The sequence below is a fragment of the Phocaeicola sp. HCN-6420 genome, from assembly GCF_037890145.1.
Taxonomy (GTDB): domain Bacteria; phylum Bacteroidota; class Bacteroidia; order Bacteroidales; family Bacteroidaceae; genus Phocaeicola.
In genome coordinates, this window is record NZ_JBBKBJ010000013.1 from 39,896 (window position 1) to 60,492 (window position 20,597).

General features: G+C 43.0%; 19 protein-coding genes. 11 read left to right on the forward strand and 8 right to left on the reverse strand.

Annotated elements, in window-relative coordinates; genetic code table 11:
• The first annotated feature begins 6 nt into the window (after positions 1-6).
• The 4 genes from WKT12_RS09410 (at position 7) to WKT12_RS09425 (ending at position 7,032) form a co-directional block, all read left to right on the forward strand.
• A complete protein-coding gene (locus tag WKT12_RS09410) occupies positions 7-4,410 on the forward strand; it encodes a DUF5113 domain-containing protein (protein WP_340319528.1) in 4,404 nt (1,467 codons plus the stop codon).
• Positions 4,411-4,425: 15 nt separating this feature from the next.
• Positions 4,426-5,148: a DUF5932 domain-containing protein gene (locus WKT12_RS09415; protein ID WP_340319530.1), complete on the forward strand. Its 723-nt coding sequence runs from the start codon at positions 4,426-4,428 to the stop codon at positions 5,146-5,148.
• Positions 5,138-5,842, forward strand: a complete 705-nt coding sequence (locus WKT12_RS09420) for an AbgT family transporter (RefSeq protein ID WP_340319531.1) — start codon at positions 5,138-5,140, stop codon at positions 5,840-5,842. The genes WKT12_RS09415 and WKT12_RS09420 overlap by 11 nt, the downstream gene beginning before the upstream one ends.
• Positions 5,843-5,931: 89 nt before the next feature.
• Positions 5,932-7,032 (forward strand): TlpA disulfide reductase family protein, encoded by a 1,101-nt coding sequence (locus WKT12_RS09425; RefSeq protein WP_340319533.1) that lies wholly within the window; start codon positions 5,932-5,934, stop codon positions 7,030-7,032.
• Between the two features lie 243 nt (positions 7,033-7,275).
• Here WKT12_RS09425 and fabD read toward each other — a convergent pair whose 3' ends face one another.
• Together fabD and thiD are read right to left on the reverse strand one after the other, a co-directional pair.
• Positions 7,276-8,163, reverse strand: coding sequence for an ACP S-malonyltransferase (gene fabD, locus WKT12_RS09430; RefSeq protein ID WP_021969951.1), 888 nt, complete (start codon positions 8,161-8,163; stop codon positions 7,276-7,278).
• A 70-nt stretch (positions 8,164-8,233) separates the two neighbouring features.
• Positions 8,234-9,064 carry a bifunctional hydroxymethylpyrimidine kinase/phosphomethylpyrimidine kinase gene (gene thiD, locus WKT12_RS09435; RefSeq protein ID WP_340319534.1) on the reverse strand — a complete coding sequence of 277 codons (831 nt, stop codon included), beginning with the start codon at positions 9,062-9,064 and terminating at the stop codon, positions 8,234-8,236.
• 247 nt (positions 9,065-9,311) lie between these two features.
• Here thiD and WKT12_RS09440 point away from each other — a divergent pair, with 247 nt between their 5' ends.
• The 4 genes from WKT12_RS09440 (at position 9,312) to WKT12_RS09455 (ending at position 14,127) form a co-directional block, all read left to right on the forward strand.
• On the forward strand, positions 9,312-10,052 hold the full coding sequence (locus WKT12_RS09440) for an NUDIX hydrolase (protein ID WP_340319557.1): 741 nt from the start codon (positions 9,312-9,314) through the stop codon (positions 10,050-10,052).
• Positions 10,053-10,064: 12 nt separating this feature from the next.
• A complete protein-coding gene (locus WKT12_RS09445; protein WP_340319535.1) occupies positions 10,065-11,546 on the forward strand; it encodes a xylulokinase in 1,482 nt (493 codons plus the stop codon).
• A 90-nt stretch (positions 11,547-11,636) separates the two neighbouring features.
• Positions 11,637-12,953 carry a xylose isomerase gene (gene xylA / locus WKT12_RS09450; protein ID WP_021969955.1) on the forward strand — a complete coding sequence of 439 codons (1,317 nt, stop codon included), beginning with the start codon at positions 11,637-11,639 and terminating at the stop codon, positions 12,951-12,953.
• Positions 12,954-13,062: 109 nt separating this feature from the next.
• Positions 13,063-14,127, forward strand: a complete 1,065-nt coding sequence (locus WKT12_RS09455) for a mannose-1-phosphate guanylyltransferase (protein WP_340319536.1) — start codon at positions 13,063-13,065, stop codon at positions 14,125-14,127.
• 162 nt (positions 14,128-14,289) lie between these two features.
• Here the strand turns inward: WKT12_RS09455 and tpx are convergent, their stop codons facing one another.
• Positions 14,290-14,802, reverse strand: a complete 513-nt coding sequence (tpx, locus tag WKT12_RS09460) for a thiol peroxidase (RefSeq protein ID WP_021969957.1) — start codon at positions 14,800-14,802, stop codon at positions 14,290-14,292.
• 154 nt (positions 14,803-14,956) lie between these two features.
• Here tpx and WKT12_RS09465 point away from each other — a divergent pair, with 154 nt between their 5' ends.
• A complete protein-coding gene (locus WKT12_RS09465) occupies positions 14,957-15,868 on the forward strand; it encodes a DUF368 domain-containing protein (RefSeq protein ID WP_021969958.1) in 912 nt (303 codons plus the stop codon).
• Between the two features lie 121 nt (positions 15,869-15,989).
• Here WKT12_RS09465 and WKT12_RS09470 read toward each other — a convergent pair whose 3' ends face one another.
• Both WKT12_RS09470 and WKT12_RS09475 read right to left on the reverse strand, forming a co-directional pair.
• Positions 15,990-16,463, reverse strand: a complete 474-nt coding sequence (locus WKT12_RS09470; protein ID WP_340319537.1) for a PaaI family thioesterase — start codon at positions 16,461-16,463, stop codon at positions 15,990-15,992.
• Positions 16,464-16,477: 14 nt separating this feature from the next.
• Positions 16,478-16,777, reverse strand: coding sequence for a Dabb family protein (locus tag WKT12_RS09475; protein WP_021969960.1), 300 nt, complete (start codon positions 16,775-16,777; stop codon positions 16,478-16,480).
• Between the two features lie 72 nt (positions 16,778-16,849).
• On the opposite strand from WKT12_RS09475, the gene udk reads away from it, so the two are divergent.
• Both udk and WKT12_RS09485 read left to right on the forward strand, forming a co-directional pair.
• Entirely contained in the window at positions 16,850-17,461 is a 612-nt protein-coding gene (udk, locus tag WKT12_RS09480) for a uridine kinase (protein ID WP_021969961.1), read from the forward strand.
• Positions 17,458-18,840: an MltF family protein gene (locus WKT12_RS09485; RefSeq protein ID WP_340319538.1), complete on the forward strand. Its 1,383-nt coding sequence runs from the start codon at positions 17,458-17,460 to the stop codon at positions 18,838-18,840. The genes udk and WKT12_RS09485 overlap by 4 nt, the downstream gene beginning before the upstream one ends.
• Positions 18,841-19,048: 208 nt before the next feature.
• Here the strand turns inward: WKT12_RS09485 and trxA are convergent, their stop codons facing one another.
• The 3 genes from trxA to WKT12_RS09500 form a co-directional block, all read right to left on the reverse strand.
• Complete coding sequence (gene trxA, locus WKT12_RS09490; RefSeq protein WP_021969963.1) at positions 19,049-19,345, reverse strand: thioredoxin; 297 nt, start codon at positions 19,343-19,345, stop codon at positions 19,049-19,051.
• A gap of 298 nt (positions 19,346-19,643) precedes the next feature.
• A complete protein-coding gene (locus WKT12_RS09495) occupies positions 19,644-20,252 on the reverse strand; it encodes an OmpH family outer membrane protein (protein WP_340319539.1) in 609 nt (202 codons plus the stop codon).
• 15 nt (positions 20,253-20,267) lie between these two features.
• A complete protein-coding gene (locus WKT12_RS09500; RefSeq protein WP_021969965.1) occupies positions 20,268-20,513 on the reverse strand; it encodes a hypothetical protein in 246 nt (81 codons plus the stop codon).
• Positions 20,514-20,597 lie beyond the last annotated feature (84 nt).

Below are 20,597 nucleotides of genomic sequence, written 5' to 3' on the forward strand. Positions count from 1 at the left end.
TTCTGTATGAGAGTGGCAATATATACATTGATTATGGCTTTCATGGCTATGGGCTGGATATCGTGCGGAGAGCATAAGAAGCAAGACACAGCTGCTTATGCAGAGGCCGATTCCTTGAATCAGGTAGCCTATGATATGCGTTATAAAGACTTGTCTGTTGCTGTGAAGGCAGCGTCCCGTGCTCTTCTGCTGTCTGAAGGAAACGCAGATTTACATGCAGAAGCGCTGAATAACATGGGCTTTTGTGCATTCATGCGCATGAATTTCGAGAAGTCTTCTTCGTTGTTCCGTCAAGCATTAGAGGAGGGGAGTAATGAAATAGAACATCTTATATCGGATATTGGCATGATGAAAATATGCCAGCGCACGTCGATGAACAAGGAGTTTTATGATTACCGTAACAGCGCGTTACGCCGTTTGAAACGTATCCGTGAAGACGAGTCACTCATATCGGATGCTCACGAAAAAATGCGGCTGAATTATGCTGTTTCTGAATTCCATATTGTTTCGGGCATTTATTTTTATTATCTGGAACAACACAAGGCATCATTGCAATCCATCAATTCCATCACTCCCGAAGTATTGCAGAACGACACTGCCCAGTCACTCTATTACGAATACATGAGAGGGTCGGGAGGCATGTATGAAGCTCCTACACGTGAACAAGTCATTACAGGAGAATTTGGCTGTCTGACGAACTGCTTGCTGCAAAGTCGTAAGGGAGGATACATTTATTTTGAAGCCAATGCATTGCAGGCAATGGCCGAGCTGCTGAACTTTCGGCGTAATCGGGAGATTCTGGAAAAACATCGTTCGGGTATACTCAGGTTAGTCAATGAAAAAAATTTGCCGGTAGACAGTTTGCCTTTATATTATGCAAGGCAGGCATTGGATTTGTTTAAGCAATACGGCGACGGATATCAGATTTCGGGAACTTACCGTACCATTGCTACATATTATAATTATTCAGGACAACCGGAGAAAGCACTTGAAAATCTGAAGGCTGCACTTCAGTATGTAAACTGGCATCACGAAAAGTACTATCATTGTACCGATACAACCGATCGCCTGCAGATTTATGCTCCTGGTGCGACACATTCTACCGAGTTGAAATGGATTGCCGACGAAGGAATCAAGACAATACCGGAATGGATTCTGCGTCTGCGTGAACAGTTAAGTCGGACCTATGCAGCAATGGGCTGTAAGGCAGAGTCGGATTATAACCGGAATGTTTATTTGGATTTGCTCGACTATACCCGGCAAGACAAGGCTTTGGAGAGTCGCTATGCCGCTTTGGAGAAAGAATCGAGGCAGCTCAATGTCCTGTTATCGTTGGTCGTTTTAGGCATTTTTGTATTGATTATTCTCTTTATCGTTCTGAACCGTCGCTGGAGAAAACGCAATAAGCAATACATAGCCGTATTAAAAGAGGTATTTGATTTGTGTCGTAAGATAACCTCGTCCGTTCCGGTTTGTGTAACCGAGGCAGATGAGATAATAGATGCGCTTTGTCAAACGATTAAAGGAGGATTTTATCAGATATTCGGTGCTACCGATGTGAAAATTATATTGGAAGGACAATTGCCGGAGGAGCAGGCAGCCGAACAATATGCCGGTTACTACGAATATGATTTGTTCTCTCCCGATCAGAAAAAAACGGTGGGAAAGCTTTTGCTTGCCTTGCCTTGTCCACTTCGGAAGGAAAAATGTACATTGCTGCAACTGATTCTGCCATATTTGGCGTGGACATTGGAAAATGGATTGAATCTGGTTTCACTTGACGACGAACGTCGGAGGCTGGAAAAAGAGCAGTACATCCATGAACAGCATCTGGCCGACAATAAACGGCAGAACATGGTAAAGAAAGCTTGTCTGTCTATTGTGACCGGCATTTTACCTTATATAGACCGAGTAGCCAATGAGGTTCATAAGCTCCAGTCGGCTGTCTATGCGCGTCAGGCGGACGTAAAAAAAGGTAAGTTCGAGTACATCGATGAACTGATAACCCGTATCAATGAATATAATGAGATACTGGCCTTGTGGATTAAGATGCGTCAGGGAGTACTGAGCCTGAATATCGAAAATTTTGCATTGAAGGAACTTTTTGCCATTATATCAAAGGGAAAACGTTCATTCGAGATGAAGCATCAGGAACTGGTCGTTTTCCCAACCGAAGCTGTTGTCAAGGCAGACAAAGCTCTGACGCTTTTTATGATCAATACGCTGGCAGAAAATGCACGTAAGTATACTCCCGAGCAAGGACGCGTGGAACTTAAGGCCGTAGAAACTGATGATTATGTAGAAATTTCAGTTACCGACAACGGTCCTGGGCTGTCGGAAGAAGATGTCAACCGCATTTTGGGAGAGAAAGTCTACGATTCCGGTTCGATAGGTATGAATACGGCAACTGATGTGGAAGAATTGCGTAAGCAGAAAGGTTCCGGTTTCGGACTGATGAACTGCAAAGGAATCATCGAAAAATACCGTAAGACCAATGCTGTATTCGGTGTCTGTCGCTTTTCGATAGACAGTACGTTGGGAAAAGGTAGTCGTTTTTATTTCCGTTTGCCTAAAGGGGTAAAGAAAGTACTCTCCATATGCTTGTGGCTGATAGCCGGTCTGGCTGGACTGGGCAGTTGTCAGCCTTCGGTACAGCATGCGGCAAAACCGGAAACAGATCAGGTATACGACAGTCTGTTGTCGATTGCAAACGACTACGCCAATCTGGTATACGATTGTAATGTAAACGGTCGGTATCAGGAGGCTCTGGTATATGCCGACAGTGTCCTGCGATATATGAATATGCACTACCTGAAGTATTCGAAGCGTCGCTATCCGTTGTTGAAACTGTATCGCGACGATTACGATGCAGCCGAGCAAACATGGCTGGCTCAGGGATTTGTCACCGATTACTATATCCTGCTCGATGTGCGCAATGAAGCCGCCGTAGCCGGGCTGGCTGTAAAAGATTTCCGTACTTATTATTATAACAATCGCGCCTATGCTACCTTGTACAAGCAAATTAGCAAGGACCGTTCGCTGGAGGAATATTGCGTACGAATGCAGCAGTCGGCCAACAACAAGCTGATAGCTCTTGCCATTTTCATCCTGCTTGTGGGAGGGTGTCTGGCTGGTTATTATATTCTTTACCTGCGTCACCGCTTGCACTATCGTTATAATATGGAGCAAGTTTTCGAAATCAACCAGTCTATTTTTTCGGTAGCACAGCCTCGCGAGGAAGAAGAAGCGAATCTGGCGGAAAATATTCTTGAAAAACTTTCCGGCGAAATGAACGAACTGGTTCCGGTAGCCGACATGGCACTGGCCTTGTACGATGAGGAAACATCCGCCTTGCACTATATCTTTGGCGAAGAAGGCGAAAACGAAGACGTGTGCAACAGAATGCAGCGTTGTTTTGAAAAACGGCAGGTGACATGGACGAGCGAAGCGGCATGGAATTATTTCCCCTTGAATGTAGAAGTAGGTGAGGAACATTATTGTACTGGTGTGCTTGCTATAAAGACAGCCTTGCCATGTGTCCGCGAAGACGACAGGCTGCTGGTAGAACTGGTGGTTAGTTATCTTGCCGTGGTACTGCACAACACGGTTGTTTGTGTCCGGAGAAAGCATTACGATATCGAGCTGGCTCAGGACGATGCACGGCGTACTTCCTACGAAGAGAACATGCTGCACGTGCAGAATATGGTGCTGGACAATTGCCTGTCTACCATTAAACACGAAACGATTTATTATCCTAACCGCATAAAACAGATTGTCGATCGTTTGAATCGGGAAGAAAATATTTCTTTGGAGGAAGAACGGCAGCAACTACAGACCATATCCGAGCTTGTAAGCTATTATAAGGATATATTTACCCTGCTCAGTTCGTGTGCATCGCGTCAGCTCGACGATATTACATTCCGGCGGGCAGAGGTACCGGTTACTTGGATAGTTAGTCAGGCAGAAAAGTACTTGCGTAAGATAACCCGTAAGCTGTCGTATACCCTGCACTTGGAAACCGAAGTAAATGCCGGATTGTCGGTAGCGGGAGATGCCGTGTTGCTTCTCTTTTTATTTGAAAACCTGCTTGACGAGGCTGTGCGTTATCCTCAGTCGGGCACCTTGAAACTTGCTGTTTACGAAGAAAACGGATTTGCCCGTTTCGACTTTACAGATATGCGCCGTAACCCTACGCAGGCAGAATTGAACGATTTGTTCTATCCCGTGCTGTCACACTTCCACGAAGGAGGCGGAACCGGACTTCAAGGAACCGAGTTCCTGGTCTGCAAGCAAATCGTCCGCGAGCATGATGAATTTGCCGGAAGGCGTGGATGCCGCATAAATGCTTGCCCGTATGCGGGCGGAGGATATACAGTATGGTTTACCATACCTCTTAGTACAAGAAAATAAACGAACGATTAAGATATGGAAAAGTTTAAAGTTATCATTGTAGAAGACGTCAAACTGGAATTGAAAGGTACGGAAGAAATTTTCCGTCACGAGATACCCAATGCTGAGGTTATAGGTACTGCTATGACCGAAGCCGAGTTCTGGACGTTGCTGGAGCAGCATACTCCCGACCTGGTTTTGCTCGATTTGGGATTGGGAGGTTCGACAACAATCGGAGTCGATATCTGTGCACGTCTGCATCGGGAACGGCCGGAACTGAAGGTGCTGATTTTTACAGGCGAAGTTCTGAATGAAAAGTTGTGGGTAGATGCACTGAATGCAGGGGCAGACGGAATCATTCTGAAGACAGGCGAACTGCTGACTGCTACCGATGTGGAGGCTGTAATGGCAGGCAAGAAATTAGTGTTCAACTATCCGATACTGGAAAAGATAGTAGAACGCTTTAAAAAATCGGTAGAAGTGGAGATGCGCCGTCAGGAAGCTATCATCGATTATGACATCGATGAATACGACGAACGTCTGCTTCGTCATCTGGCATTGGGTTATACCAAGGAAATGATAACCAATCTGAAAGCAATGCCTTTTGGAGTAAAGTCGATAGAAAAGCGCCAGAACGAACTGGTGAACCGTTTGTTTCGTCCCGAAGAACGCACGGGTGTAAACGCCTGTCGTCTGGTTACACGGGCTTTCGAATTGAGGATTTTGGATATCGATAACCTTGAACCGGATGATGAATAAGCGTTTTCTTCACCCTGCTACGGTATTTTTCCTGCTCACCCTGGTGGTCGCCCTGCTTTCGTGGGTAGGAAGTATCTATGGCTGGTCGGGCGTACAGAGTCTGATCAGCGCGGAGGGGCTGCGCTGGAAGCTCAGAAATGTAGGCGACGGATTGCTGGAGGCTCCATTTTTCGGCGATATCTTGCTGCTGTCTTTTGGCGTGGGGTTATGTCTGCACTCCGGCTTTTGGGAAGCCGTCAGAGGTGTACTGTTCCGTGGCAGGAAACTTTCCCGTAAGGAGAAACGTTCTTTATGGCTGAGTCTGAGTGTCGGTATGGTTTATGTACTGGTGGTATTGTTTCTGGCACTGGGACCATGGGGAGTTGTGCGCAGCATTACCGGCGAGTTGAAGAACTCTCCTCTGGCAGAAGGTGTCAGTTACCTGTTGTCATTGGGACTGGGAATTATGGCTATGATATACGGTTATGCTGTCGATTTATATCGCACCGACAGGGATATTATCCGGGGCATGTCGTACAGTGTTGTGCGGTTTTCCGGCTATTGCGTGACATTGTTCTTTGTTGTCCAGTTGTTTACTTCATTACATTATACCGGGCTGGATACTTTCTTTGGAATTTCACTCCAGTGGTATCGGGCTCTTTATGCATTGTGCTGCCTACTTCCGCTGTTTCTTCGGAAAAATAAATTCGAATAGCATTCGGAAGAATCTGCTTCAATTTGTTTGCCTTTCGAATTTAATGGGCTATCTTTGTCGGCAATCTAACTATTTATTTTTACACTATTATGAAGAAATTATTATTGATGGCAACTGCCGGACTGCTGGCATTTGCTTCTTGTCAAGAAAAAGCAGGGTATACTATCAAAGGTACTATCGAAGGTGTAGCCGAAGGTGATACCGTTTACTTGCAGGACTTTGTCGATGGTGGACTGGTTAAAATGGATTCTGCTGTTGTAAAAGGTGGAGCTTTCGAATTTAAAGGTACTCCCGATTCTGTAACTGTAAGCCGTTATGTGACTTATAAGAAGAACGGACAGCGCATGACTGCGATGGTCTTTATTGAAAAGGGTAATATCAGCCTGAATATGAGCGCTAAATCGAATAAAGTTGCTGGAACAGCATGCAACGATGCATATCAGCAGTTTATGGATAAGTTCGTAGCAATCAATCAGGAGATGTCGGACTTGTATCAGAAGGCTCAGACAGATACAACACTGACCGAAGAACAGCGTAAGGATTTGGAAAAGCAGTTGGCAGAAAAAGACAGCCTCGGTACCGAAATGGTTTACAATTCTATTTCGGCAAATATCAATAATCTGGTTGGTGTACAGTTGCTTACTTCGTATGCCAATGCGTTCGAAACTGCTAAGGTTAAAGCATTGCTGGACAAGGTTCCGGCTGCATACAGCAACGACAAGGATGTCGTAGCATTGAAAGAACATATTGCTACTGTCGAAAAAACAGAAGTAGGCCAGAAGTTTATTGACTTCACAATGAATACTCCGGAAGGCAATGAAGTGAAATTGTCCGACTTCATCGCTCAGAATAAGCTGACGCTGATTGATTTCTGGGCCAGCTGGTGTGGTCCTTGCCGTGCCGAAATGCCGAATGTGGTAGCTGCATACAACGAATACAAGGCTAAAGGTTTTGGTATTGTAGGCGTATCGCTGGATAATAATGTAGAAGCATGGAAGAAAGCTATCAAGGATTTGAACATCACATGGGCACAGATGTCCGACCTGAAAGGATGGGATTGCGAAGGTGCTAAACTGTATGGTGTACGTGCTATTCCTGCAACTGTATTGGTTGACCAGCAGGGAACAATTGTTGCTCGCAACCTGCGTGGCGAGCAACTGGCTGCCAAACTGGGAGAACTCTTGAAATAATAAATATTATTTTACCCCCTTTGTGAAATTTCCGTCCGGAGTCTTGCTCTGATTTTTAAGAAGCAGGAATGGAGAAAAATCGCAAAGGGGGTAAATTGTGTCCCGACGTTTCTTGAAACATCTGCGGAAGGGGATAAAAAAATCCGCTGACATTTCTTAAAAATTTGTACAAAAGAAATAATTTTTTGTACAAATTTTCGGAAGGATGTCAGCGGGTTTTATTTTTTTATGCCGTCAGGCAGATTATGCTATGCCGTGAGCATTGACTTCTTTGTTTATCTTTTTGATAAGTCCCTGAAGAACAGCACCCGGACCGCATTCGATGAATTCAGTTGCTCCATCGGCAATCATGTTCTGTACAGTCTGTGTCCAGCGTACAGAAGCAGTCAGCTGTGCTACCAGATTCGACTTGATTTCGGCCGGATCAGTATGCGGTTTAGCATCTACGTTCTGGTAAATAGGACACTTTGGTGTGTGAAATTCAGTAGCCTTAATAGCAGCTTCCAGCTCTACTTTGGCAGGATTCATCAGCGGAGAGTGGAAAGCACCACCTACCTTCAGAGGCAATGCACGTTTAGCACCGGCAGCTTTCATCAGTTCGCAAGCCTTGTTGATGCCTTCTATTGAACCCGAAATAACAATCTGTCCCGGGCAGTTGAAGTTGGCTGCTACACAAGTTTCACCTTCAGCGCTGACCTGTGCGCAGATTTCTTCCACCTTTTCATCAGGCAGTGCGATGATGGCAGCCATTGTAGAGGGTTGCATTTCACAAGCCTTTTGCATGGCCATGGCACGTGCGTATACCAGTTTCAAACCGTCTTCGAACGACAATGCACCAGCCGCTACAAGTGCAGAAAATTCTCCCAGAGAATGTCCTGCTGTCATCTCGGGCTTGAAGTCTTCGCCCATGCAAAGAGCCGAAATAACTGAGTGAAGGAATACGGCAGGCTGGGTAACTTTTGTCTGGCGCAGGTCTTCGTCTGTGCCGTTGAACATAATGTCGGTAATGCGGTAGCCTAAAATATCGTTTGCTTTCTCGAATAATTCTTTTGCCAGCGCTGAGTTTTCGTAGAGGTCTTTGCCCATTCCTACGAATTGCGCACCCTGTCCGGGGAATACAAATGCTTTCATAAATTTATTTTTGAATTAAGTTATTAATGACAAAGGTAATGATTTATTTTAGAATTCTGCTTGTTTCGGTTTAATCTTCATCGTAAATGTGCATCGGAACGGGAGAGTGAAAATGATTCAGCGGTCCGTGTCCTTCGCCGATGTGTATGTCTTTCCCTGAGAGAATGCCTTGATATACGTATGCTTTGGCAAGACGTACAGCTTCGGTCATGTCGTGTCCCAAAGCCAGATAGGTGGCAATGGCGGAAGAGAGTGTGCATCCGGTGCCGTGGGTATTGTGACTTTCTACTTTATCGGCTGTGAACAGATGTGGCTCAGTTTCGTTTTCGATTTGCAGAACATCGCACATGCCGCCGTTTTCCAGATGTCCTCCTTTTACCAGTACGGCGTGACAACCATAATGCAAAAGGTCGCGCGAGGCAGTTTTCATTGTTTCAATATCGGGAATTGGCATTCCTGTCAGCACTTCGGCTTCGCGCAGATTGGGAGTGATGAGGGTGGACAGGGGCATGAGCTGGGAAGTAATGGCTTCTATTGCTTCGTCTTCCATGAGCTTGCATCCGCTGGTCGATACCATAACCGGATCGAAAACGACAAATTCCGGCTTGTATGTCTGCAGGGATTCGGCTATAACCTTTACAATATTTACATCGTTTATCATGCCGATTTTTATGGCGCGTGGGCGTATGTCTGTCATAACGGCTTCAATCTGTCCCTTTACGTAACTGGCAGGAACAGGGTGGATGCCCGTTACTCCGCATGTGTTTTGTACGGTAATGGCGGTGATGGCGCTGGCTGCGTAAGCCCCCAGTGCTGAAATGGTCTTGATGTCTGCCTGAATGCCGGCCCCTCCGCTACAGTCTGAACCGGCAATGGTAAGTACACAAGGGTAATGTTTCATATCTTACATTATTACAATTGTTTGCTACAAAGATAAGAAACTAATTTAAATGTGCTTTCCCCGCAGGTGAAAATTGCTCTTTTACCTTTTCGTATATCGTACAATAATACATTAATTATATATCGTATAAAGTATGAAATCTATTTATTTGTGGAATAATGTTTTATAACATGATAAATATTGCTATATTTTTGAATAACGAATGAGAAAACTACTTATATTTGCATTGTCAAAAGAAAATGAAGATATGGGAACTCAAACCGGAAATAACCTTATAATCGATGTACATGTGTCGGTGGATTGCGTGCTGATTGGCTTCGATGGAGAACAGTTTCGCGTTTTGCTGGTGCGTCAGATTGGCAAGCAAACCGACGGTGAGTTTAATGATTTGAAGCTTCCGGGCAGTTTGATTTATGCGGATGAAGACCTTGATGAGGCTGCAAAACGAGTACTGAATGAGTTAACCGGCTTGAAGAACATAAAGATGAGTCAGTTTAAGGCTTATGGATCGAAAGACCGCACTTCGAATCCTAAGGATGTGTTGTGGCTGGAACGTTTCCATCGCATTACAGACAATAAGGTGGGCAGAATTGTAACAATCGCTTATCTTTCTTTGCTCAAGATAGATCAGCGTAACCGACAGCTGACTGATACGTACGATGCTTGCTGGACTCCGGTTTCGGAGGTGAAGACGCTGGCGTTCGACCATATTCAGATTTTTCATGATGCACTGACGTATATTCGCCATTATGTGGAAACAAATCCTTCGGTCATGTTCGATCTTCTGCCGAGAAAGTTTACTGCGGCTCAGCTTCGCATATTATATCAACTGGTGTACGACAAGGAGTTCGATATCCGGAATTTCCATAAAAAAATAGCGTTGATGCCTTATGTTGTGCCGATGGAAGAAAAAGAAAAAGGTGTTCGTCACCGCGCAGCACGATATTACAAGTTTGACAGAACGATTTATAATAAACTGAAAAAATAAAATATCAGAATTATGTATTTGTTAGGTTATGATATAGGTAGCTCTTCGGTAAAGGCCAGTCTGGTTAATTCCGAAACAGGTAAATGCGTAGCTTCTGCTTTCTATCCGAAAACGGAAGCGGAAATTATTGCTGTACATCCCGGATGGGCTGAACAGAAACCGGAAATGTGGTGGGCAAATCTGAAGCTGGCTACGGAAGATGTTATGAATGCAAGTGGAGTGTGCAAGGAAGATGTTGCAGCTATCGGAATCTCTTATCAGATGCACGGCCTGGTATGTGTGGATAAGAATCAGAAGGTACTTCGTCCGGCAATCATCTGGTGCGATTCTCGTGCCGTTCCGTACGGGGAAAAGGCTTTCCATTCGCTGGGTGAAAAAGTGTGCCTTTCTCACTTGCTTAATTCTCCGGGTAACTTTACTGCATCGAAACTTGCGTGGGTAAAGGAGAACGAACCGGAAATTTATGCTAAGATTGATAAGATTATGCTCCCGGGCGATTATATCGCCATGAAGCTGACCGGTGAGGTTTGTACCACAGTATCCGGACTTTCGGAAGGTATGTTCTGGGATTTCAAGAACAACCAAGTGGCTAAGTTCCTGATGGAATATTACGGATTCGACAATTCGCTGATAGCAGATATCAAGCCGACTTTCTCCGAACAGGGACGTGTAACTGCCATTGCTGCAGCAGAGTTGGGGCTGAAGGAAGGTACTCCTGTAACTTACCGAGCTGGCGACCAGCCGAATAATGCTTTGTCGCTGAATGTGTTCAATCCGGGTGAAATCGCTTCTACTGCCGGAACTTCGGGCGTAGTATATGGCGTGAACGGTGCAGTAAACTACGATCCGAAATCGCGCGTCAATACATTTGCTCATGTAAATCATACAGCGGAACAGACTCGTTTGGGAGTGTTGCTCTGTATCAACGGAACAGGTATCCTGAATTCATGGGTGAAACGTACGGTTGTGCCTGCAGGCGTTTCGTACGCTGAGATGAACGAGCTGGCTGCTCAGGCTCCCATTGGTGCCGGCGGCATCAGTATTTTGCCTTTTGGCAATGGGGCTGAGCGTATGCTGCAAAATCAGGAAACAGGATGTTCTATCAATGGAATCAATTTCAACCTGCATACACGTAACCATATTATTCGTGCTGCTCAGGAGGGTATTGTGTTCTCTTTCAAATATGGTATCGATATTATGGAAGGTATGGGAATGGACGTGCATAAAATTCATGCCGGACATGCCAATATGTTCCTGAGTCCGATATTCCGTAACACGCTGGCAGGGGTGACGGGAGCAACCATCGAACTGTATGATACTGATGGTTCGGTAGGAGCAGCCAAAGGCGCAGGTATCGGAGCAGGTATCTATAAAGATAACAACGAAGCGTTTGCAACACTGGATAAACTGGCTGTCATTGAGCCGGATCTTGCCAACAAAGCTGCATACGAGGATGCTTATCAGCGCTGGCTTTCGTATATGAATAAAATTTAATCTCCTTGTTTTTGTCTGAAAGCAGGCAGGACAAGAAGTCAAAATAAAAAAATAAATAATAAATCATTAACTTTTAAATAAAATAGAACTATGGCAACAAAAGAGTATTTTCCCGGTATTGGTAAAATCAAATTCGAAGGTGTAGAAAGCAAAAATCCGATGGCTTTCCGTTATTACGATGCTGAAAGAGTGGTAATGGGCAAGAAGATGAAAGACTGGTTGAAGTTCTCTATGGCATGGTGGCATACATTGTGTGCTGAAGGTGGCGACCAGTTTGGTGGCGGTACCAAGAAATTCCCATGGAAAACTAATCCGGATAAACTTCAGGCTGCAAAGGATAAAATGGATGCTGGCTTCGAATTTATGCAGAAAATGGGTATCGAATACTATTGTTTCCACGATGTAGACTTGTGCGACGAAGCTGATACTATTGAAGAATACGAAGCAAACTTAAAGGAAATTGTAGCTTACGCAAAACAGAAACAGGCTGAAACAGGTATCAAACTGTTGTGGGGTACTGCAAATGTCTTCGGTCATGCTCGTTATATGAACGGTGCTGCAACAAATCCTGATTTCGACGTTGTAGCTCGTGCGGCTGTTCAGATTAAGAATGCTATCGATGCAACTATCGAACTGGGCGGTACTAACTATGTATTCTGGGGTGGACGTGAAGGTTACATGTCACTGTTGAATACAGATCAGAAGCGTGAAAAGGAACATCTGGCACAGATGTTGACTATGGCTCGCGATTATGCTCGTGCAAAAGGATTTACAGGTACTTTCCTGGTTGAACCGAAACCGATGGAACCGACTAAACATCAGTACGATGTAGATACTGAAACAGTTATCGGATTCTTGAAAGCTCATAACTTGGATAAAGACTTTAAAGTAAATATTGAAGTGAACCACGCTACATTGGCAGGCCATACTTTCGAACACGAACTGGCTGTTGCTGTCGACAATGGTATGCTGGGTTCTATCGATGCTAACCGTGGTGACTATCAGAACGGATGGGATACAGACCAGTTCCCTATCGATAACTTCGAAATGACTCAGGCTATGATGCAGGTAATCCGTAACGGTGGCTTCGGCAACGGTGGTACTAACTTTGATGCCAAGACTCGTCGTAACTCTACTGATCTGGAAGATATCTTTATCGCACATATCTCTGGTATGGATGTTATGGCTCATGCTTTGCTGAGCGCTGCTAAATTGCTGGAAGAATCTCCGTATAAGAAGATGCTGGCAGACCGTTATGCTTCATTCGATTCTGGTAAAGGTAAGGAATTTGAAGAAGGTAAGCTGACTCTGGAAGATGTTGTTGCTTATGCAAAAGCTAACGGCGAACCGAAACAGACAAGCGGAAAGCAGGAATTGTATGAGGCTATTGTAAATATGTATTGCTAATAGGTTTTTATAAAACCATTCTCTTTATCCCGGCTGATTTTTATCAGTCGGGATATTTTATTTTGTCAAAATAAAGCTATATTTGCATACGAACTTAAAATTCATGGTGATGGCTTTAAACAACAATCATGTAGTTATTATGGCAGGAGGGGTCGGAAGTCGATTTTGGCCGATGAGTACTCCTCAAATGCCCAAACAGTTTATAGATATACTGGGATGCGGAAGGACATTGCTTCAGCTTACGGCTGATCGTTTTCAGGGCATTTGTCCTTTGGAAAATATATGGGTAGTAACATCAGTTAGTTATGCAGATGTAGTGAAGGAGCAATTGCCCGATATTCTGCCCGATCATATTTTACTTGAGCCTTGTCGTCGTAATACGGCTCCGTGTATTGCTTATGTCAGTTGGAAGATAAAGGCAAAGAACCCGAAGGCGAATATTGTAGTGACTCCAAGTGATCATGTGATTATGGATGTCAGAGAATTTGTACGTGTCATTAATTCGGCAATGAAATTTACTGCTGATTCTGATGCTATTGTTACATTGGGCATGAAAGCTACTCGTCCGGAAACGGGATATGGATATATCGAAGCGGATCTGACCATGGCTTGTCCGTCCAATAAGGAGATTTATCGGGTAGATGCTTTTAAGGAGAAACCGGATCTGGAAGTGGCGCGTCGTTATATTCAGCGTAAGAATTATTTCTGGAATGCGGGAATCTTTATATGGAATGTCAATACGATTGTAAATGCTTTGCGGGTTTATCAGCCTCCTATGGCTGAGATATTCGAGCGTATGCTTCCTTATTTCTATACAGAAAAGGAACAGGATATGCTGAATGAATTGTTCCCTATGTGTGAAAATATTTCGGTAGACTATGCCATTATGGAGAAGGCGGAGGAAATTTATGTATTTCCGGCTTCGTTTGGCTGGAGCGATTTGGGTACATGGGGCTCTTTACAGGAAAATTCGAAAAGAGATTCGCATAATAATGCTTGTATCGGCGATAATATCAAGCTGTTTGAAACCCGAAATTGTATAGTTCATACGACTCAGGAAAAGAAAGTGGTGGTTCAGGGACTGGACGGTTATATCGTAGCCGAAAAGAATGATACATTATTGATTTGCCGTTTGAGTGAGGAACAGCGTATCAGGGAGTTTGCCGAGGAATGAGTTCTTTAGTGAAATAGCCATTATTCCACGGAGGATATCTTTGGCCGCTATGTTACGGGAAATTATTATGTATATGAAATAAAAAATAACGTGGCGAAAAGAGAAGGTGAATATTATCCGATTCTCTTTTCGCCACAGTTGTTAGTTGGTATAGGGTGATAGTTATCTTTGCGCTTTAAGTGCTGCTAAAGCTGCTTCATAATTCGGTTCCTGAGTGATTTCAGGTACAAGTTCAGTATAGATGATTTTACCTTCCGGGTTGACGATTACTACAGCGCGTGCCAGTAATCCGCATAATACTCCGTCGCTCATTAGTACACCATACTTTTCTCCGAAATCGGAAGTGTATCTATAATCTGACAGAGGAATTACGTTTTCGATACCTTCTGCCGTGCAAAATCTTCCTTGTGCGAATGGTAAGTCTTTGGAAATTGCCAGAACAACAGTGTTTTCCATTTCAGCTGCCAGCTTATTGAATTTGCGGACTGAAGCTGCACAAACACCAGTATCCATACTTGGGAATATATTCAGCAGGGCATATTTTCCTTTAATGTCATTTTGAGTAAACGAACTTAAATCTCCTTTTACCAGTGAAAACTCAGGAGCCTGAGCTCCAACTTTTACAAACTCGCCTGCCAATGAAACAGGAGTTCCTTGAAATGCTGTTTTTGCCATGATTACTTTTTATTAAATGTTTCTGTGAATATAACAAATATTTGGTACGAATGTTTATTCATAGTGCCTTTTTTATTTTTTTCGTAGAAACATGTCGTTTTTTTCTTTTACTTTGCAGATTGAAAAATTCTTAAAAAACAGATAAAGGAATAAAATGAAACGAGGTTTTAAAGACTACGCTTTACTTGCTTTGAAAGGAATGGGCATGGGAGCAGCCGATGTCGTTCCGGGAGTATCTGGTGGAACAATCGCATTTATAGTAGGAATTTATGATGAATTGATTGATTCGATTAAAAGTATCAATGCTCAAAGTTTGAAAATGTTTTTTACCGGAAGATGGAAGGCTTTTTGGAAAATGATAAATGGCAATTTCCTGCTGTTCCTGCTGGCTGGTATTGGTATCAGTGTCTTTTCATTGGCAAAGGTTATAACATGGTTGCTTATGGATCATCCGGTACTGGTATGGTCGTTCTTTTTCGGACTGGTTCTTGCTTCTACGTGGTTTGTAGGAAAAGATATTAAGGAATGGAACTGGAAGACGATTCTTGGATTTATTGTAGGGGGAATTGTTGCTTTTTATATTACAGTAGCTACTCCGGCCGAAACTCCGTCGAACTTATTGTTTATTTTTATATGTGGTGCCATTGCAATTTGCGCAATGATTCTGCCAGGCATTTCGGGTAGTTTTATATTGGTGCTGTTGGGAAAGTATTTTTTCATAATGGAAGCTGTAAAAACGCTTGATATAAAGATTATAGTGATTTTTGGTGCCGGAGCTTGCATCGGTATAACTACTTTCTCTCGTGTACTTTCGTATGCATTGAAGCATTTCAGAAATATTACTTTGGCTGTACTGACTGGTTTCATGTTAGGTTCTCTGAATAAAGTATGGCCTTGGAAACGGACCGTTGAAACTTTCATTGATAGTCATGGGGTAGAGAAACCGTTGATAGAAACCAATATATGGCCTGATCAGTATCTTTTCGAAGCTATTATCTTGATGCTGGTTGGTTTCTTTCTTGTGTATTTTTTGGAAAAATTATCCAATAAAAAAGTCAGCGAATGAAATAATCGTGCAAAGTTTGCGTTGAACTCAATATATTTAATACCCTCGTCCTTGCTTGTAACAATATTATTTTCTCTTGCAGGAACGAGGGTATTTGTTTGTATGTCATGAAAGTCGAATGTTATTCATCTTCAGTCTTACATTCGTGAAAGTGCATTTCCTTTTCAGCTTTTTCTCGTGGAAATGCAAAATAAGTACATACAGCCTGGGTACATATTTCGCCTGCCTGATTAAGCAATGAAGCTTCAATCACAACAATGTTGCGGCGTTGTTCTTTGATAGATGCACGTATTGTTAAAGCGGTGTCGGTTGTATGTACAGGTTTCAAGTAACGGGTTTCCATTTTTGAAGTAACGCCGGCGGTTTGCAGTTTTCGCATGATGACCCATCCGCAGACTTCGTCGAGCAATACTGCCTGAATACCTCCATGCAGCGTATTAAGCCAACCCTGATATTTGCTGTCCGGATGCCAGAAGCTGACTATTTCATCACCATCTTCGTAAAATTCCATTTGTAAGCCTGAAGGGTTTTGAGGCGCACAACCAAAACAATTGTAACCCTCCACACCACTCCAGGGGTTAATAATCTTCTTCATAGTCGTATGGAATTCTAAAAAATGTAGTCAGTGCAGGCGCGATCTTGCTTAACTTCTTTCAGGATGCCGGCTGCGGCTACGTGCGCCGGATGAACGGCATAAGCTTTTACATCGTCCAGTGTATCGAATTCACTTTCCAGACAGATGTCCCATTTTTCATCGGGATTGATATTCAGACCTACGAAGATTTTGCGAATGCTTGGTATTGTGGCTGGCAAAGCCTCGATTGCAGCCTTGAAGTTGTTCATGACTTGCTGTTTTTCTTCTGTAGAAAGACTTTCTTTCAGTTTAAATAAAACAATGTGCTTGACCATAGTTGTTTATATTATGAATTATCGTAAATTTGTATAGCTGCAAATATATAACTATTTATTGAAACATTGCGTATGATAATCATTGGAATTGCAGGAGGTACAGGCTCCGGTAAAACAACTGTAGTGAAAAGTATAATTGACAGTCTTTCGGCCGACGAAGTCGCTTTGCTCCCGTTGGATTCTTATTATAATGACAGTAGTCATGTTCCGGTTGAGTTGCGTCAGAGCATTAATTTCGATCATCCAAATGCTTTCGACTGGGATTTGTTGTCGAAACACGTAGCTATGCTTCGTAGAGGAGAAGCAATAGAGCAACCTATTTATGATTTTCTTACTTGTACACGTCAGAAAGAAACCTTGCATGTGGAGCCTCGTAAGGTTGTTATTATAGAAGGTATTCTGGCTTTGAGCGACAAGGAGTTGTGTAATTTGATGGACTTGAAGATTTTTGTAGATGCCGATCCTGATGAACGTCTGATTCGCGTGATGCAACGTGATGTTGTAGAAAGAGGACGTACGGCAGAGGCAGTTATGGAACGTTATATGAGAGTCTTGAAACCGATGCATCAAGAATTCATTGAACCAGCAAAGCGATATGCTGATCTGATCATTCCTCAAGGAGGATACAATAGAAAGGCTATAGAGATTTTGAAAATGTATATTGAAAAAATAGTCGGACGATGAGAATATCCTATGTTCTCTGGTCAGTATTGTGTCTGAGTTTGTTGTTTTCTTCCTGCCATTCCCGAAAGGGGACGGTAGAGGGTGAAGTTGCGGTCGATTTACCTGAAATAATGGAAAGAGGAGAGCTGGTGGTTCTTACTGCCAATAGTTCTACTTCTTATTTTAATTATCGGGGTGAACCGATGGGCTTTCAGTATGAACTGGCACAGCAGTTCGCGCGTTCACTTGGACTGAAACTGAAACTGAAGGTGGTGAACAACCCTTCGGAGATGGTTCGTTGCCTGTTGAAGGGAGAGGGTGACTTGATAGCTTACAATCTCCATATAACGAATGCTTGGAAAGATAGTCTGATTTATTGTGGGGAAGAAAATATTACTCATCAGGTTATAGTACAGCGCAGGGGAAAGGATGCCTTGAAAGATGTTACACAGCTCCCAGGTAAGGATATTTATACTACTCCGGGAAAATACTATGACCGTTTGACAAATCTGAACAGCGAACTGGGAGGAGGCATAAATATTCATAAAGTTGTTGCCGACAGTGTATCGGAAGAAAATCTGATTACATGGGTAGCCGAGGGAAAGATAGACTATACTGTTGCAACCAATGAAATAGCAAAGATAAACCGTACCTATTATCCGAATCTTGATATCGGACTGGTTATCAGTTTCGACCAGCGTTCATCGTGGGCTGTACGGAAAACTTCGGTGTTGCTTGCAGAGGCTGCCGATAAATGGCACCGGGAAAATATCAATTCTTCGGAGTTTAAGGCAAGTGCCCGGCGTTATTTTGAATTGAACAAGCGTACTACTCATGGTTCTATTCTTTCCGTAAAGGATGGAAAAATCTCTCATTATGATGATTTGTTCCGGAAATATGCCAAAGAAATAGGATGGGACTGGCGGATGCTGGCTTCTCTTGTGTATACGGAATCTAATTTCGACCCCAATGTTATATCATGGGCAGGTGCACGTGGGCTGATGCAGTTGATGCCTGCTACGGCACATGCCATGGGAATGCCGGCAGGCAAGGAGAGTGATCCGGAGGAAAGTATAAAAGCTGGAGTAAAGTATATTGCCCGTCTGCAAGAAATATTTGCCAAAGTGCCTGACAAGGAGGAACGTAATAAGTTCGTGCTGGCAGCATATAATGCAGGAGTCGGTCATATAACCGATGCGATGGCATTAGCCGAAAAGTATGGCAGAAACCGTAATCTATGGGATCATCATGTTGATCATTATATTTTGTTGAAGAGCAATGAAGAGTATTATCAAGATCCCGTGTGCAAAAATGGGTATTTCAGAGGGACTGAAACGTACAACTTTGTACGAGAGGTGGTAGAACGTGCTGCAGAATATAAGAAAAAGATTAAACATTGACGTATGTGTACAGAGATATCTGCGATACGAACTTTGGGATAGCATTCTATTAGCCTGAAATATAAAACAGGCTGTTCGGCACTCTTTGTATACGACTATATGGGGTTATGATAAAAAAACGGTCTTTTCTTCGTAGGAAATGAGGTAAGTTTGCTCCTCGCTACAGGAAAAGACCAGTTTTTGTGCTACGTGAAAATGAATATTTGCTTTACTTAAACATTTCGATTATTTTGTTTAGCTCATTAGCTTCTATTACTCCGCTTTGTCTCCAGAGCTGTTTTCCGTTCTTGAAAATCATAAGTGTTGGAACGGAAGATATTGCATAATGTTGCGCTATATTTTGATTCTTGTCTACATCTATTTTTATTATTCGCAGCGAATCACCTTGTATTTCCTTTACTTTCTTTAAAATTCCGGTCATTATTTTACAAGGCATACACCACTCTGCGAAAACATCCACTAACACGGGACTGGGCGACGATATTAAGTCGGCAAACGTTTCCATAAAATCTCCTTCTATATAAATAAATACCTTATTCCTTTTTATAATTTAAAACAATTTATTTCCCGATATGTTCAATGAATGTCTAAGAAAAAATACAAAAAAAATGAGCTTTTTTTAGTTACATATAAGGCTTTTATTCTGAAGTGTCATGAGTTGTGATAATATAAGACTTGAAGGATACCCGATGGAAATATGATGAGATGAGGGAGCATGGGGTGATTGTTTCTCTTATAGAGAAAAAAAGCCCTGCCGTTTTTTGTAATGCGGCAGGGCTTGAATTAATACAAGGTTTTAAAAATTATTTCTTGCTTGATGCAGGATTGTAACGAGCATTCAGTCCGTCTACGATTTCCTGAGTAATATTGAATGCCGGATCAGCATACAACAGATTATCGAAACCAGTGTTGCTGATAATCAGGCTATAGCCTTTATCTTTGTTGTAAGTCTTCAGGAATGAATTGATAGAGTCACGCAATTGCAAGCTGATCTTCTGGTTTTCTGCCTGCAGTTCGCTTGTCAGCTTTTCCTGCAACTGCTGCAAGTCACGCTGTTTCTGGCTGATACGCAGATTTTCCTGTTCTGCACGTTCGCGGCTGGCGAAACCATTGTTTTCCAGTTTGCGCTGGAATTCTCTCATTTCCTGATCCAGTTCCTTAGCCTTTTCGTTCAGTGTAGTACGAATGTTTTCTTCCTTCTGAATCATCATTTCGTTCAGGTCATTCCAGTAACGATATTTAGTCAGCAGAGAATCGATTTCTACATAAGCTATCTTCATGTTTACCGGACCACCCACTACAGCTGGAGTTGAGGTACTTTTGTCATTTGCCTTGTTGTCAGTACATTGTGTAAACATCAGCACCATAGCCAGTGCGATAAATCCGTTAAGGATATGCTTCATACTTTTCATAATGGTTTTAGTATCTTAGTTATTAATTGTTTTTTCCGTTTCCGTTTCAGCTTGTTTGCGTTCTGCTATGGCATGTGGGTTCACTATTTGTGCCTCCCTGTCCTGCGACTGCACACATCCGATACCTCTTTTTCTCATGGCTTTACTTCCACTGACGTGCGTGTTAGGAAAGCGTCCGTTTTTCTTAAAGAGTATCTTTACCGATAATAGTGCTATGCAGATAGCAACTATTAACATTGTTATAAGGATAGTCTTGAGCATTTCTATTAATTTTGTGGTGCAAATATAAATCTTTTGTCACCGATTTACTCTTTTCGGTGTGGAAAAAAGAGGCTACTTGCCCCG

What these genes read in the sequence shown, in the direction of transcription:
- WKT12_RS09410 (WP_340319528.1), top strand. Translation starts at nt 7, where the DNA reads ATGAGAGTGGCAATATATACATTGATTATGGCTTTCATGGCTATGGGC.
- WKT12_RS09415 (WP_340319530.1), top strand. Translation starts at nt 4,426, where the DNA reads ATGGAAAAGTTTAAAGTTATCATTGTAGAAGACGTCAAACTGGAATTG.
- WKT12_RS09420 (WP_340319531.1), top strand. Translation starts at nt 5,138, where the DNA reads ATGATGAATAAGCGTTTTCTTCACCCTGCTACGGTATTTTTCCTGCTC.
- WKT12_RS09425 (WP_340319533.1), top strand. Translation starts at nt 5,932, where the DNA reads ATGAAGAAATTATTATTGATGGCAACTGCCGGACTGCTGGCATTTGCT.
- fabD (WP_021969951.1), bottom strand. Translation starts at nt 8,163, where the DNA reads ATGAAAGCATTTGTATTCCCCGGACAGGGTGCGCAATTCGTAGGAATG.
- thiD (WP_340319534.1), bottom strand. Translation starts at nt 9,064, where the DNA reads ATGAAACATTACCCTTGTGTACTTACCATTGCCGGTTCAGACTGTAGC.
- WKT12_RS09440 (WP_340319557.1), top strand. Translation starts at nt 9,312, where the DNA reads ATGGGAACTCAAACCGGAAATAACCTTATAATCGATGTACATGTGTCG.
- WKT12_RS09445 (WP_340319535.1), top strand. Translation starts at nt 10,065, where the DNA reads ATGTATTTGTTAGGTTATGATATAGGTAGCTCTTCGGTAAAGGCCAGT.
- xylA (WP_021969955.1), top strand. Translation starts at nt 11,637, where the DNA reads ATGGCAACAAAAGAGTATTTTCCCGGTATTGGTAAAATCAAATTCGAA.
- WKT12_RS09455 (WP_340319536.1), top strand. Translation starts at nt 13,063, where the DNA reads ATGGCTTTAAACAACAATCATGTAGTTATTATGGCAGGAGGGGTCGGA.
- tpx (WP_021969957.1), bottom strand. Translation starts at nt 14,802, where the DNA reads ATGGCAAAAACAGCATTTCAAGGAACTCCTGTTTCATTGGCAGGCGAG.
- WKT12_RS09465 (WP_021969958.1), top strand. Translation starts at nt 14,957, where the DNA reads ATGAAACGAGGTTTTAAAGACTACGCTTTACTTGCTTTGAAAGGAATG.
- WKT12_RS09470 (WP_340319537.1), bottom strand. Translation starts at nt 16,463, where the DNA reads ATGAAGAAGATTATTAACCCCTGGAGTGGTGTGGAGGGTTACAATTGT.
- WKT12_RS09475 (WP_021969960.1), bottom strand. Translation starts at nt 16,777, where the DNA reads ATGGTCAAGCACATTGTTTTATTTAAACTGAAAGAAAGTCTTTCTACA.
- udk (WP_021969961.1), top strand. Translation starts at nt 16,850, where the DNA reads ATGATAATCATTGGAATTGCAGGAGGTACAGGCTCCGGTAAAACAACT.
- WKT12_RS09485 (WP_340319538.1), top strand. Translation starts at nt 17,458, where the DNA reads ATGAGAATATCCTATGTTCTCTGGTCAGTATTGTGTCTGAGTTTGTTG.
- trxA (WP_021969963.1), bottom strand. Translation starts at nt 19,345, where the DNA reads ATGGAAACGTTTGCCGACTTAATATCGTCGCCCAGTCCCGTGTTAGTG.
- WKT12_RS09495 (WP_340319539.1), bottom strand. Translation starts at nt 20,252, where the DNA reads ATGAAAAGTATGAAGCATATCCTTAACGGATTTATCGCACTGGCTATG.
- WKT12_RS09500 (WP_021969965.1), bottom strand. Translation starts at nt 20,513, where the DNA reads ATGCTCAAGACTATCCTTATAACAATGTTAATAGTTGCTATCTGCATA.